Raw genomic sequence first — 13,806 nt, 5'->3', positions numbered from 1 at the left:
GATAAATGGCATAAATTTTCAGCGCTAGGTGACAAATGATTAGAAAACTGGGCCAATTAAATATGAAAATGACAAACTGTATTTTTCAAGATTACATTATTGACTATTTAGGGTACACTCTAAATTAACACTAAGTTGTTTTTATAAACTATAAAGTATACCCGTGGTGCTAGTTAATTTTTCCCTAGAGGAAAATGTCTAAACATGTTGGTAAATCAACAAAAAAACGCATATAGTAGTCTCAAAATTCCCAAGAAATGAGGACTACATATGCGTTCATCAAAATATACTGAACATTATACAGATACTTTTATAACATTCAAGGAAATTATGAGAACTGTTTCTAACATATACCACAATTGTGTACCAGATAAGATTAAAAACCGAAGAAATACTGATAAACTGAAGCAACGCGATACAGTGATTATTGCTTGTGTTATATGGGGAATAATTAATGGCTATACTAGCCAAAGAGCCACGTATAGAGCGGTTTGTTCCGTCTTATTTCCTAATGGTGACTTTGCTAGTAGGAGTCGATTCACTCGCTTAAGTTCAAACTTAGCTTACACTATCAAGATTATTCGATACTTTTTCATCAAGAAGCTCACCAAAGGTGAACTAGTCGGAATTATAGATAGTTTTTCTAGTCCATTATGTAAACCAGTTAGAAATAGACAAGCAAAACTATTGAATCAAATAGCCAAAGTTGGCTATAACTCAACAAAAAAATCTTATTTTTATGGTCTTAAAATTCATATGATCGTTACTAAGACTGGCTTTCCGATTACTTACTCAATCACGAATCCAGGTGTCCATGACGTGAAAGTGTTAGAGACTTTATCGGAAGAAGCGAATCTTCCCAATATCCTAGGGGACAAAGGATATATTAGCCATAAAATCCATGAAAAGCTTGCCCTTAAGGGCATTACTATATCCGTTCCGCCACGTAAAAACATGGATAAATCAGAAAAACTAGATCACAGCTTACTTGGAAAACAAAGAAAAACAGTTGAGACTGTTTTTTCTTCCTTAGAAAAATTAGGTTGTCAAAATTTCAACTCACGTTCTGTTAAAGGGCTAGAGAGTAGATTTGAAAGCATATTACTGGCTTACAGTGTTCTATTAAGTCGAGCACAACGACGTTTTGAAGGAACTTTGAGATATTCTTTAGGATATTAAAATTAACTAGCACCACGGGTGATTTATAGTATACTATGTCAAAAGGAGGAGTTAGATGAACAATCAAATCACACTAGCGTATTTAGATTATGATGATCTAGATGCTTTACAAGTTGTAAGTGTTGTCAGTTTTTATGAATCGTTTATCGATGGCGCAGATCCACTTGATATGCAAGGATATTTACAGACACAATTGACAACTGAAATATTGGCAGTAGAATTGGCACAGTCAACCAGTAAATTTATTGGTATTAAGGATCATCAAATACTCATTGGTTATATGAAAGTCAATGATGAAAAAGATGCTATAGAGATTCAACGGCTCTATCTGCTCAAAGATTATCAAAACAAAGGGTTAGGGCAACGGTTACTCTATGAAGCGAATCGTTATGCTAAAACGAAACAAAAACGTTATTTACGTTTGACTGTTTATGAAAAAAATCATGCAGGTATTCGTTTTTATGAACGTCATGGATTTAAAAAAATCGGGATCAAACATTTTCCTTTAGGAAAACAAGATCGTATTTGTCCGATTTTAGAAAAAGAAATCTAAAAAAACGTCCTCACTTTTGATGCTGAGGACGTTTTTTTAGACTGGTAATGGAACCATAATTCGCTTTCCTTTTTGATAAATCGCTAATTCCGTCACACCTTTTGCTTTTAACAGAGCAAAAAGATCATCGAAATGGAAACGGAAATGTTCAAGGTAATGCCCATCTGATCCAACACTAAACAAGGTACCACCACGTGAAAGATATAAATCGATGACATATTCATATAACGCTAAATTGTCATACAAGTAAGCGCTCTTAGCATTTAATTCGAATGCCAATTTATTTTTGATTACTTGATCTAGAATCGGTAAAAACTGCGCTTCATATTGTTTAAATTCAGCAACGGATAGACCAAATACCCGAAAACCATAGTCAAAATGAGCAAAGACATCTGCTTCTATAACAACTAGTGCTTCTGAAAGTTGTGCAAAATACTGAGGAATCACAATAGCAGGATCCATATCTTTGACTTCGTCATCTAAATAATCAAATTGACCATTATGATGCACACTGAGTAATTTTAAATCGTAATCTTTATCGGCTAAATAGTCGATGATCCGATCCTTTTCAGAAGCGATGTAACCGATTTCGATACCTTTTAAAACACGATTGCCAAAACGCTTATTTAAGCTATCGATTGTTTGACTGTACATTTCATAATCGGGGATATCATCGACTTTAGTAACAGGATTGGCTAAGTCAAAATGTTCAGTTGTCACGACGTAACCATCGTAGTTTGTTAAATAGTCCTCATTTCTTGGGAGTTTTGAGACTACTATATGCGTTTTTTTGTTGATTTACCAACATGTTTAGACATTTTCCTCTAGGAAAAAATTAACTAGCACCACGGGTATAGTTTATGAATTCATAGAATGTTAATCTAATTTTCAAAAAGTAAGTAAATAAAATAGAAACAGCAGCATGATCAACTATTCGTCATTGACCATGCTGTCTTTTTTTATTCTATATACGGTTTGTCTCGTAACATTGTAGTATTTCGCAATCTTAGCGATTGCAACACTTTTTTTTATATCTTCAACGATATTTTTATAAACAAGGCGACGTTGAGGATCTTTTGCATTAGCACTGTATAGTTTAGGACGTCCTTTGTAAACACCGTTCGCTTTAGCAATTTTAATTCCTTGTGCCTGACGACGTTTAGATTCAGTCCGTTCTTGTTCTCTGCACCGAATTTTTTATTTCTTCAATCTGGTGTTGTTCATTTTGATCGATGGATGAAACACGTATGTATGCAACTCTTAAAATTTTTACCTACTTTCTGATATTATTTAAAACACACCCTAATCATACATGTGAAAACCATATGTCATTTTTCTAGATAAATGGCATATGGATACTAGGAAGGATTAAAATTAAAAAAAACAGAATTACTAGAATAACCAATCGTGAATAATTTATTGCCTGCTATAAGCAACAAAAAGTCCCTTCTAATAAAAGGGACTTTGAAGTTATTTATTTTTTTTTGGATTTCCTGTAAATCGAAAAGGCTTCAAGAAGACTTAAAAACAATACCGTATAGAAACCAGAACCTATAAAGTCTTTATTTAGTAAATATTCAACAGAAATTCCGATAATACTACCTAACAATAAGTTGATTAAAAGTGCGAGATAAGGATGTTTTTCGTAGAATAAATCTATTTTAGCTTTCATAGGTTCTCCTTTTAAATTATTTACTCTGTTTTATAAGCAGTGGATACAGCTCTTCCCGCTCCATCATAACCAGTTCGTTTGTAAAAGCCTACCCAGCCATTATGATTTTTATCCCATAGCCGAGCGACTGCATTTCCTGGGGAATTACCATAATTTGTCCAACCAGCTGCAGTTAGAAGATTTCCTATTGCCCAGCCAGGCAGTCCAAAGATACCTAAAACAGAACCAATGCTTTTGTTTCCATTTTTACTACCATAAGGTCACCATTCTCGTCTTTTTGTATAGATACACCCACATTATCGCTGCTAGAATAACTTGAATTTTCGGTGATATTTTGTTCGCTAGCAAAAACCATTCCAGTTGGGAGAATTGTTGAGCCCAAAGTTAATAACGAGGTTGATAATATCAAACTTTTTAATAATGTTTTTTTCATGATGTTCACCTCTTTAAATAAATTGTAAGATACGTATTTACGAATTTAATATAACATGTGACTTATCTTGAAAGCGAAAACAATCACAAATAGTTGTTTTGAGTTCATAACCGTTACCTGTTGTCATTTGGCGTTTTAAGAAACAGAATGTATTGCCCAGAAATCATCATCCTTTAAACGAAAGAGACACAGCTAGCTTGTGTGTCATTTTTCTAGATAAATGGCATAAATTTTCAGCGCTAAGTGACAAAAGCAACTAATTTTTCATGATAGATTTTTAAATATCTCAATCTATCTCCAAAATTAGTTGCTTTTGTAGCTATAGTTGACTATGAATATGACAAATAATTAGAAAAAACTGTGCCAATTAAATATAAAAATGACATAATAGTGGATGTACAAAAGTAGTTTAGAGTCCAATAGAGTATAGTTTCTTGCCCTAAAGTAAATTTAAACATATAAATTCTTTTCAGAGGGACAATAAAGTTGTGCATGTAAAGTAATGACGATGTATTTACTTGTAAAATGATATAAATAATAGTAACTAAATATTATAAAAATCAGCTCTATTAGCAAGCTCTATTAGCAATAGAGCTTTTTTTATGAAAGATAATTGGAATTTAGATATATTTTTCTATTAACTTATGGAATTAAATAAATATTATAATAGTATGTATAAGTATAGTTTTTAAAATTTAGGAGGATTCGCTAATGCATATGAAATTAAAGCGTGATAATTTAAATCAGCTTGAGAAACTGTCACGACGGTACTTTGAGCTATATCCAAATAAAGAAATGGAAAAAAAGATTTTTTCAGGTTTTGTTACAATTAGCTATGCTCATGATGATCTTAATACGCTGTATGAAAGATATTTACGTGAGAGTTTAGATATTGACTCTTTTTATCATATAATGGTAAAGGTTGATATTATTAGAGAAACTTTCAGAGAAATATTGAAGTTATATAGTTTAAAAGAAGAAGATGTTTACGGTAGCAAGGGTAGTTATAATAGGGATATAATTGATTTTTTTGTAGCAATAAGGAGTATTTCACTTGCACATCCGCAAAATACTAGCAGACATGGCCGTTTTGGATTTGATGGGGATATTTGGTTAGAAGACGTGAGAAAACAATCAGATTTAGGGAGGGCTTTTCCTAGTGAGGATTCTTTAGAAAGTGCTGACTTTGTTTTGCTACTAGTTCGATCTATAAATGATGATGATTTAGGGGAGACAAAAGAGGAAAAGAAGGGTATAAATCTTGATAATGAAGTTTTTAATGTGGTTAGGATAATTGAGCAATCTATAAGTAAATTAAATAATTTTTTAATTAAAAAAATTGATGAAAAGGAAGCTATTTTTAAAGACGAATCAATTATTATTACTGACTCTTTAGATGTTAATGATTTTAAAATTCTTATTAATGAAACAAAAAAACGTTACCCTTTGTTAATTAAAGAATGGGACTTAGATAATATAAGAGAATTACTTGATTTTACAAGAAAAAATTATCTTGATACAGATTTTGAAAAAGTTTTAATTGAAGTAGTAAATTCGTATCATAGGCAATTACAAGAAATGAAACTTGGAAGAAATGACAAAGAAGCTGAAGAGTTGAGAGAAAGGATTCACGAACTATTATTTCCTTCTTTGCAAATATTAGAAATAAAGTCTGAAGAAAATTTTCATTATCAAAAATCCAAAATATATCAGTATTTACTCCGTAGTCAGGAGACTTCTGCATCTAAGCTTTTTGAAAAAATGAAAATATATCCTAAAAAGTGGTTTGGTGATATAAAAGAAAATAGTTTTGAAATGAATTCTACGAGTGGTGAATGGGGAATACTTCAACTATTATATATAGTAGAAAAATTTCCAGAATTTAATTTTAAATTTGAGAATGACGATAACGTTGCATATACAGATAAAGAATTATATTTTCAATTTATTTTTAAAGTTTTTGAATATAGTAGAAAACACAAAAGTGACGCAGATATTATCGGAGGAACAAATTAAATAAAATATTTAGTAAAATTGTTTCGGTAATTGTAATAAGTAACTTAAATAAGGAGTATTTTTATTATGAACAAGAAACTTAGTGATCTAATCGATTTTTCAAAATTACCAAAAGAGATTAAAGGAATGCTAGAAAGTCTTCCCGAAGAGGGGCAACAAGCTTTAGTTGCAATGTATGATGAAAATTCGGATTTAAAAAAATATGGATCTCCTGATAATATAGCTAAAGACTTTTTGGTTGATGATGCTGCAGTGTTGTGCCATTACACAGAGTTTGGAAATTTATCATCTATTCTTGAAAATAAAAAATTTTGGATTAAAAGCAAAAGTTATATGAATGATCCAAAAGAGTTCTTATATACTTATGAATTGGGAGAAAAATTACTAAGAAATTTAGGAGCAACAGAGGATGAAATTTGTGAATTTTCTAAAGTTACAAAACAAGTAAATTTTGATGTTTATATATGGTCCTTTTCAGAGAACGTAAACTCACAAGCTTTGTGGGGAAATTATGGTAATAAAAAAGGAATTGCCATAAAAATGAATCAAAAAAATATTATGCGTAATCTTGCTAGTCATTTTGCAAAAGGAAAAAGTAGTTTAAGCAAATATAAAGAAGGGAATGGATATGTATTTCCTGTAAAGGTTTTATATAATATAGCTGAACAAAAAGAAAGACTATCTGCCATACTATTGCAATATTTAAATGCCGTTAGATCTTTTAAGTTCGATCCAGTTGATATGAATCAAATAATTCTGGAATGTCTATCTGTACTCACTCTATACGCATTAATTTTAAAAAATCCATTATTATATCAAGAAGAAGAAGTGAGATTCATTATCAATAACATTAATAATGGCAACAAAATACATCCTGAATTTGAAATTAATAATATACCATTTGTTTCTTGTCCAATAAGTAAAGACTTAATTTCTGAAATAGTAATACAAACAGGAAGTGATATTTCTGAAATTGAAGTTAGAAAACTTTTAGCAAAACATGGCTTTAATAATTTAGAAGTAACTACTTCTTTGTTACCATATTAAACTCAATCAGTTATTCTTCTGCTCTTTTTTACTCTATAAACTGTTTGTCTTGTTACATTATATTCTCTAGCAATTTTTGAAATAGCAATTCCATTCTCAAGATCCTGAACGATGCTTTTATAAACAAGGCGACGTTGGGGATCTTTTGTGTCTGTACTGTATAACTTAGGACGACCTTTATAGACACCCTTTGCTTTAGCAATCTTAATTCCTTGCGCCTGGCGTCGTTTAGATTCGGTACGCTCTTGTTCAGCAATCATGGCCAGGATTTGAATGATTAAATCTTTGATGAATTTATCCAGGAGCGGATTTCCAATTGCTTCAGCCATAATTGGTAAACTGGTGATGATCAGTTGCACATTTTTCTTTTTTAGATAATTAACTGATTCAATGATTTCGTCATAATTTCGTCCGAGTCGATCAATGGCTTCCACAATAAAAATATCTTGTTCATGGACAAACTCTAAAGCTTCCTGGAAAATCGGTCGATGAGAAATAGTTGCTCCAGATTGTTTCTCAATGAAAATTTTTTCTGCGCCGAACTTTTTCATTTCTTCAATTTGCCGTTGTTCATTTTGATCAATCGACGAAACTCGAATATAAGCAATTTTCAAAATTTAACCTACTTTCTTGAACTATTTAAAATACACCCTAATCATACACTTGAAAACTAGTGTCACTTTTCTAGATAAATGGCAAAAATTTTCAGCATTAAATGACAAAAACTAATGAGCATTTGTCTTTCCATTTTTCTCCTCCATTTTTGCCAAATAACGATAAATGGTGGTTCTTGAGACGTTCCACCGTTCCGCAATAGTCTTAATAGGTGTACCGCTATCCACTAAAGTCTTCAGTAATTCCAAATCTTGTTCAGTCAATTTTTCAGGACGACCACCAAACCGTCCTCTTGCACGAGCAGCCGCTCTTCCTGCTGCAGAGCGTTCCAAGATTAGGTTTCGTTCAAACTCGGCAAATGCCGCAAACAAATGGAACATAAGTTGTCCTGTAGAACTTGATTTATCCATCGTAATATTTTCTTGAAGGCTATGAAAACTCACGCCACGTTCATTCAATCGATTGACGATTGAAATCAAATCTTCCATATTTCTTCCTAATCGATCTAAACGCCAAACAACAAGTGTATCTCCAGAGCGAACAAAATCGATGGCCATTTCTAATCCTGGTCGATTACTTTTTGCTCCACTCATATGATCGGTAAAAATTTTCTCACAGCCAAATTTATTTAAACTATCTTCTTGTAAATCTAAATTTTGTAATCCGGTAGATACCCGAGCATATCCTATTTTCAAAAAAATCACTCCTTGTTAAATTCTATTGTAACATAACTTTATTCGTTATGTTTAAGTGAACATAGATTTTGTTATGGGTTTATGAACATAAAATGAAATGGTTTTTTGAAAAATAAAGGTAAAAAAGAACGTGTACAGAAATGGACGATTTTATGAACACTTCGTTTTAAAATAAGAGCTAAGAAAATCCCATAATTATTTTGAACGGTTTTCTTAGAGATTAAATATTTATATTTTGTGTCAAATAAAATTAAAAATTTATGCCATTTAAAAAGAAAAGTGACACTTGGATTTCTAAGGGGTCAACAGAGTTGGGCAACAGGATTTTAAAAATGATTCAAATTTTTGAATTTTAAAGGAGTTTTTTCTATGGCTAAAATTGGATATGCTCGAGTAAGCAGTATTGATCAAAATTTAGATCGGCAGTTAGAATTGTTATCAAAGTGTGATAAAATTTTTACTGATAAGGCAAGTGGGAAAGATACCAATCGTGAAGGATTTCAAGAAATGATGAAATTCATACGTGAAGGTGATATTGTCGTTGTAACAGAATTAAAACGTCTTGGACGAAATAATAAAGAGTTAACAGAAACGATGAACTTGATTCAGCTGAAGAAGGCGACTCTGGAAGTTTTGAATTTACCAGCGTTAACAGGGATAACTGATGATAATTTGCGTCGATTACTTAATAACTTAATTATTGAACTATACAAGTACCAGGCAGAAGAAGAACGTCGATATATTCGTGAAACGCAGCAACAAGGAATTGCGCTTGCTAAAGCAAAAGGTAAGTATAAGGGTGGAAAGCCAAAGTATCGAGAAGATGATAAGCGTCTGCAATTAGCATTTAAATTATTTTTGGAAGGATCTACAGACAAAGAAGTTGAAGAACAGACAGGTATAAATCGAAGGACATTTAGAAGGTATAGGATGAAGTATGGTATTACTAAAGAAGTTAGGGAGCAGCAAAAAGATGAAAAGTAAATATTTTATCTGGATCGTAGTAGCTTTTTTTTGTAGCCCTAATTTAGATAAAATAAAAAAACTCTCGTAATTAATATGAGAGTTTAGATAAATATATTTAGTAAAATAAATGAGTATAATCAGCCTCAGTCAATATACCGTGGAAAATTATACCTCTTATAAAATAGTTCAGCCTCAGTCAATATACCGTGGAAAAACTATTTTAGATTATTCAAAAGTACTTGTATAAGCATTATAATATAAGAAAGTAGAAATTTCAATTGAAATGAGTGGAAAATTTGAATTATAAAATCTTCTTTGATGAAGCAAATAAAATTGACTCTCCAAATAAAGATTATTCTTACTATGGTTCTTTTGGTTTATCAGAAGAAAATAGTTCAATTATTGATTCAGAAATTAGTAGAATATATACTGAAATCGGGAGTAGAAATGAATTACATTTTAATAAGTACAATGCAGGTGATTTAAAAAAATATTTTCGTATAATTGATATGCTTTTGAAGCAGGATATAAGCATTAATATCTATATTTTAAATAATAAAGAATATATTTCTTTTGGTAAAGAACTAGGTTTGGATATCACAGAACTAAAAGAGTATTTTTACGTTAAAATTCCAGAACGATTGTTTTATGGAGTAGTTAGAGACACACAAAATATTGATAAGCTATCAATATTTATGGATGAAAGCACAGAATATACCACGCTAGATGTCTATAATAAAGTCAAGGATCAGATGAATGCTCATGCTTTGTATAGGACAAAGAAATATAGAGTAGGGGATGTTAAAGGAATAAATTCTGAAAGCTCTAACTTAGTACAAGGTATAGACGTAATGATGGGGATAATAGTCTTTATATTAGAAAAGAGCTACCTATCACCTTCTAAAGCTATGCTTGAAAAATCAGATTTAATTTATAGAGTTTTAATAGAAGGCAGAAATATAGAGTTATTTAGATCTATGATTAAACTTTTTTCGTGGAGTAGCACAAGAGACTATATTGAAGAAATCAATATCTCTGAAAGATTGAATGATTTTCTAATGTTTATGAATAAGCAAGATGCTAAAGACAAGTTTAGAGTCCACAAAATATATATTGACGAAAAAATCGACCAGATTCCTGAAGATAGTCGTATCAAACAATTGAGACAATATTTAGGATGTACTAGTCGAGAAATGAATAGATATTTGGGATTCTTATCTGAAATAGAAAAAAATGATCGCAATGGTTATATAAGATAAATTTTTAAATATCTCAATCTAGCTACAAATTTAGTTGCTTTTGTTGCTATTATTGACTACGAATATGATAAATAATTAGAAAAAAATGTGTCATTAAATATAAAAATAATAGCCATCTAGAAAGAAAAGTAACACAATGATCAAGTACTTATTTCTCAATTGAAATCACTAAATTTCAAAGAAAACTGAAGAAAATTGAGAATTTACCTTTAAAAGATATGGCTATAATCGATCAAATCATTGAATATATTTTTTGATATAATTGAGATAGACAAAAAGCAAAAGAAAGTCGATTCTATTTGTTATAGAATTGGCTTTCTTTACTAGCTTTCATAATGAACGAACGTTAATTCTTATTCTAAGAGCGTCAAATTTAAGAAATATCAATAAAAATGTCACTTTATGGACAATAAAGAAAAAAGATCACTAAATGAATCAAAGGAAGTGTAGTCATTTGTCGAGCAAGAAAATTAAGATAGGAAGTCTCTACTCTTTTTGTATTCCAGGTACAACTGAAGAGATTCCTGTGCGAGTTTTAGAAAAGTTGAACTATGAAAAACTTCCTTATCAAGACTATCTTGTCGAAGTAGTAAAATGTACGCCAAAGCAGCTTTCAGGAGTTAGGAAATATAATTATAAATTCATTGCGCGGGAACAAGAACTAAAAATAATCAAAAAATATGTAGAAAAAAATATTCAAATTGGAAAGATCTATGTTTGTGAAGTACCTGCATGTCCAGGAAAATTTGAAGTAGAAGTTTTGTCAAAAATCCAAAGTGAAGTTCCAGCACAATATGTTGTTCGTTTGATTCGTTGTCATATAAGACAACGTGAAGCTTTATTAAAAAAATATGGCAGACGATTTATTGTTTCTGAAGAGAATCTTTTATCAGAATCTTTCAATTTCAATTAGCTTTCTTTACGATGTTCAGTCTAACTAATCGAAAAGATCTAATAAAAATATTGTAGAAATTCAATTAATGATCGCTTTTGCGACGTTAGTTTTGCTGATAATTGACCATAAGGACAAAAAATAACCATCTAAACACTTTGACAGGGCGTTAGATGGTTTGAAAAAAACTATTCATTTCAGTCACCGTCTTTTTAACGGTTCTACATGGAGTTATGTTAGCGCATAGCTCCTTTTTCTTGTCTCAAGTATAGCAAAGTAATGTAGAAGTTGCAAATATGTTGAAGAAATATATATAGTTTGTAAATACACAAAATAGTACACCAGTATACCTGTATACTGGTATACTATTTTTTCATCATGTTTAATTGCGTGTCATACATTGATTTGAAAGCTTCTTGTTGTCTGGTCGTTAGACGACTATTAACATAGCTATCGATAATTAAATCTATTATTTCATTTATAGTAGGTTTAGACATATTTTCTAATTCACCTAAAAAAGGTTTTAATGTATTTAACTTTAAATTTACAGACGGAGAAATTTTTTGAGTGAGAGTTGCTTTAAAACGTTTATCAATAGCGTGACTTTCTAATATTTTTTCATTCTCTATAATTGGTGTCTGGAGAGTGTTAGTACTAGATTGATGAGTATTTCTACTAAAATCTACTTTTCCTTTTATTTCAACATTTTTTTGATTTAATGAATTATTTCTATGAGATTTAGTATTTATTATAGGTTTAAAATCATTATCCACTTATTATTCCTCCAACTCTTCTAAAATTTGTTCATGTTCATAAAGCTCTTCTAAAACATCTATAAAAATTTGGTGAGCTTTTTTATCCCAGCCATCTATTTTCCCAGTATAAGAATATCTAATATTAATACCTTCAACATCGTAAACTTTTAGTCTTTCTTGATATTTTACAATAGTGTTTAAAACATTTCCTCCATATAAGGACTTGGCTTGATTTAGTACTTTATTGTCTACACGTCCGCCAGGTCTAAGCATACAAGGAATTATCCCTAATACTTGTAAATCATTATTAAAATTATCTGCTAGATATTGCATATATGCGATATAAGTTTGTGCCCCATCAAGAGATAGCTCTTGAGTTTGTAATACAATAATGCAATAGTCAGCAGCAAGCATTGCATTGTCACTATAATCTGAAATGGTTGGTGGGACATCAATATAAATAGAATCATATTGATGTTTAAGTGGTTCAAGTAATGTTCTAAGATAATTAATTTGATTGAATTCATTATTTGGGAATTTAGTTAATAGAATTTTAGATAGATTTCTAAAAGCTGTGTTGGCAGCAATTAAATCTAAATTATTTGTGATGTTGATTATTTGTGGTTCTAAATTTCCATTTTCAAAGCCTTCAGTTATATTTTTTTCTATTCTATCAATATTTCCAGTTTTTGCTAAAACACTTGTTGCATTTCCCTGTGGATCTAAATCAACTACTAAAGTTTTTTTATTTTTAATCATGGCATTTTCATAAGCTAACATTGTTACAGTTTTAGTTTTTCCGACGCCACCTTTAAAATTTCCAACAACATATGTTTTCCCCATAATTATACCTCCGTATACTTTTGTTAAGTTGTCTTAAGTATACTGTATTAAAATAATTTAGTCAAATAATTATTGCTAAAGTATACTAGAATACCAGTATACTTGTATACTTATTTAATATGTGTATACCAGTATACCAGTATACTGGTATACTTTTTAACTCAATTATACTGGTAAAACAATAAAAAATTGCGCTAAAGTATACTTGTATACTAATAAGAAATCTATTTAGGTATACTGGTATACTATACAAAGTATCTTGGTATACTGGTATACTAAAAAGGAAGTATACTGGTATACTTCCTTTTTTTTGACTATAAAAATAAGCTTTACAAAGAAAAAACTTTCGTGTAATTTAAATTTGTAGACAGTAAATTCAAAGAAATTTTGAAAATAAAAAAGAGAGACGGAAATAATTGACTTTGGTCGGATCAATTATTTCTGAATCACATGAAACGCACTCATGTGTTCGCGCTCGTCTCAATAAATAATTAAGTAGTCTGGACAACTACTTTATTGTTTAATAAATGTGTTTAAATTATAGCACATTTAGAGAGAGCAGTTCAATAGATAAAGCGACATTTTTCTAGGTTTTTCTAGGAATTTAAGCCGAATATTGAAAGAGAACACAGAACCATTTTTTAAATTGGCATGTGTTCTCTTTTTCAATACAATTCGGAGGAAATTTTAGGATGGAAAACTTAGATCAATGCTATGCAGCTTTGTTGAAACAAGGCATTCGTACATACAAATATCGAAACAGCACCATGAAGCCTGTCGGGTATGAGAATACCAGCAGAAATGGTGCAGTCTTTGCGTACCGCAGTAAACAACTAATGAACGCAGGACGTGGCATGGTTATTACGTCTGAAGAAGCGATT

Annotated in this window: 14 protein-coding genes and 3 pseudogenes; 9 read left to right on the top strand and 8 right to left on the bottom strand. The window is 30.7% G+C overall.

The window, feature by feature from the left end; all coding sequences use genetic code 11:
* Nucleotides 1–270: 270 nt before the first annotated feature.
* Nucleotides 271–1,179 (top strand): IS982-like element ISEfm1 family transposase, encoded by a 909-nt coding sequence (locus RV14_RS11195; RefSeq protein WP_071856325.1) that lies wholly within the window; start codon nt 271–273, stop codon nt 1,177–1,179.
* 55 nt (nt 1,180–1,234) lie between these two features.
* Nucleotides 1,235–1,732, top strand: coding sequence for a GNAT family N-acetyltransferase (locus RV14_RS11190; protein WP_071856324.1), 498 nt, complete (start codon nt 1,235–1,237; stop codon nt 1,730–1,732).
* 36 nt (nt 1,733–1,768) lie between these two features.
* On the opposite strand, the gene RV14_RS11185 is transcribed toward RV14_RS11190, so the two are convergent.
* The 4 genes and pseudogenes from RV14_RS11185 to RV14_RS12795 all read right to left on the bottom strand — a co-directional run bounded on the left by RV14_RS11185 (nt 1,769) and on the right by RV14_RS12795 (nt 3,837).
* Nucleotides 1,769–2,452, bottom strand: coding sequence for a PHP domain-containing protein (locus RV14_RS11185; protein ID WP_002335147.1), 684 nt, complete (start codon nt 2,450–2,452; stop codon nt 1,769–1,771).
* A 210-nt stretch (nt 2,453–2,662) separates the two neighbouring features.
* Nucleotides 2,663–2,914 (bottom strand): annotated as a pseudogene (locus RV14_RS11180) (helix-turn-helix domain-containing protein); the annotation flags it as partial.
* A gap of 292 nt (nt 2,915–3,206) precedes the next feature.
* Nucleotides 3,207–3,404, bottom strand: a complete 198-nt coding sequence (locus RV14_RS11175) for a hypothetical protein (RefSeq protein WP_002329849.1) — start codon at nt 3,402–3,404, stop codon at nt 3,207–3,209.
* Nucleotides 3,405–3,618: 214 nt separating this feature from the next.
* Entirely contained in the window at nt 3,619–3,837 is a 219-nt protein-coding gene (locus tag RV14_RS12795) for a hypothetical protein (RefSeq protein ID WP_245785507.1), read from the bottom strand.
* Between the two features lie 711 nt (nt 3,838–4,548).
* Here RV14_RS12795 and RV14_RS11165 point away from each other — a divergent pair.
* Entirely contained in the window at nt 4,549–5,853 is a 1,305-nt protein-coding gene (locus RV14_RS11165; RefSeq protein WP_071856323.1) for a hypothetical protein, read from the top strand.
* Between the two features lie 66 nt (nt 5,854–5,919).
* Entirely contained in the window at nt 5,920–6,900 is a 981-nt protein-coding gene (locus RV14_RS11160; protein ID WP_071856322.1) for a DUF2971 domain-containing protein, read from the top strand.
* Nucleotides 6,901–6,902: 2 nt separating this feature from the next.
* On the opposite strand, the gene RV14_RS11155 is transcribed toward RV14_RS11160, so the two are convergent.
* Together RV14_RS11155 and RV14_RS11150 are read right to left on the bottom strand one after the other, a co-directional pair.
* Nucleotides 6,903–7,514, bottom strand: a complete 612-nt coding sequence (locus RV14_RS11155) for a recombinase family protein (RefSeq protein ID WP_071856321.1) — start codon at nt 7,512–7,514, stop codon at nt 6,903–6,905.
* A 111-nt stretch (nt 7,515–7,625) separates the two neighbouring features.
* Nucleotides 7,626–8,210, bottom strand: a complete 585-nt coding sequence (locus RV14_RS11150) for a recombinase family protein (RefSeq protein ID WP_002326678.1) — start codon at nt 8,208–8,210, stop codon at nt 7,626–7,628.
* 369 nt (nt 8,211–8,579) lie between these two features.
* On the opposite strand from RV14_RS11150, the gene RV14_RS11145 reads away from it, so the two are divergent.
* From RV14_RS11145 to RV14_RS11930, 4 genes and pseudogenes are all read left to right on the top strand, one after another.
* Complete coding sequence (locus tag RV14_RS11145; protein ID WP_002351244.1) at nt 8,580–9,194, top strand: recombinase family protein; 615 nt, start codon at nt 8,580–8,582, stop codon at nt 9,192–9,194.
* A 278-nt stretch (nt 9,195–9,472) separates the two neighbouring features.
* Nucleotides 9,473–10,435: a DUF3800 domain-containing protein gene (locus tag RV14_RS11140; protein WP_071856320.1), complete on the top strand. Its 963-nt coding sequence runs from the start codon at nt 9,473–9,475 to the stop codon at nt 10,433–10,435.
* 141 nt (nt 10,436–10,576) lie between these two features.
* A pseudogene (locus RV14_RS11135) lies at nt 10,577–10,692 on the top strand (type II toxin-antitoxin system PemK/MazF family toxin); the annotation flags it as partial.
* Nucleotides 10,693–10,961: 269 nt separating this feature from the next.
* Entirely contained in the window at nt 10,962–11,348 is a 387-nt protein-coding gene (locus RV14_RS11930) for a hypothetical protein (RefSeq protein WP_129163084.1), read from the top strand.
* A gap of 344 nt (nt 11,349–11,692) precedes the next feature.
* On the opposite strand, the gene RV14_RS11125 is transcribed toward RV14_RS11930, so the two are convergent.
* Both RV14_RS11125 and RV14_RS11120 read right to left on the bottom strand, forming a co-directional pair.
* The gene (locus RV14_RS11125; RefSeq protein WP_071856319.1) at nt 11,693–12,100 is read right to left on the bottom strand and encodes a hypothetical protein; all 408 of its coding nucleotides are present in this window, start codon (nt 12,098–12,100) and stop codon (nt 11,693–11,695) included.
* Nucleotides 12,101–12,103: 3 nt separating this feature from the next.
* On the bottom strand, nt 12,104–12,925 hold the full coding sequence (locus RV14_RS11120; RefSeq protein WP_084650385.1) for a ParA family protein: 822 nt from the start codon (nt 12,923–12,925) through the stop codon (nt 12,104–12,106).
* Nucleotides 12,926–13,617: 692 nt separating this feature from the next.
* On the opposite strand from RV14_RS11120, the pseudogene RV14_RS11115 reads away from it, so the two are divergent.
* Nucleotides 13,618–13,806, top strand: a pseudogene (locus RV14_RS11115) (primase C-terminal domain-containing protein); the annotation flags it as partial.

The organism is Enterococcus ratti (genome assembly GCF_001886195.1).
GTDB classification, from domain to species: domain Bacteria; phylum Bacillota; class Bacilli; order Lactobacillales; family Enterococcaceae; genus Enterococcus_B; species Enterococcus_B ratti.
The sequence above is the reverse complement of the archived record's forward strand: the minus strand, read 5'-3'. Positions and strand labels throughout refer to the sequence as shown.

Bases quoted from the DNA above. Each gene is read 5' to 3' on its own strand.
- RV14_RS11195 (WP_071856325.1), top strand. From the start codon at position 271: ATGCGTTCATCAAAATATACTGAACATTATACAGATACTTTTATAACA.
- RV14_RS11190 (WP_071856324.1), top strand. From the start codon at position 1,235: ATGAACAATCAAATCACACTAGCGTATTTAGATTATGATGATCTAGAT.
- RV14_RS11175 (WP_002329849.1), bottom strand. From the start codon at position 3,404: ATGAAAGCTAAAATAGATTTATTCTACGAAAAACATCCTTATCTCGCA.
- RV14_RS12795 (WP_245785507.1), bottom strand. From the start codon at position 3,837: ATGAAAAAAACATTATTAAAAAGTTTGATATTATCAACCTCGTTATTA.
- RV14_RS11165 (WP_071856323.1), top strand. From the start codon at position 4,549: ATGCATATGAAATTAAAGCGTGATAATTTAAATCAGCTTGAGAAACTG.
- RV14_RS11160 (WP_071856322.1), top strand. From the start codon at position 5,920: ATGAACAAGAAACTTAGTGATCTAATCGATTTTTCAAAATTACCAAAA.
- RV14_RS11145 (WP_002351244.1), top strand. From the start codon at position 8,580: ATGGCTAAAATTGGATATGCTCGAGTAAGCAGTATTGATCAAAATTTA.
- RV14_RS11120 (WP_084650385.1), bottom strand. From the start codon at position 12,925: ATGGGGAAAACATATGTTGTTGGAAATTTTAAAGGTGGCGTCGGAAAA.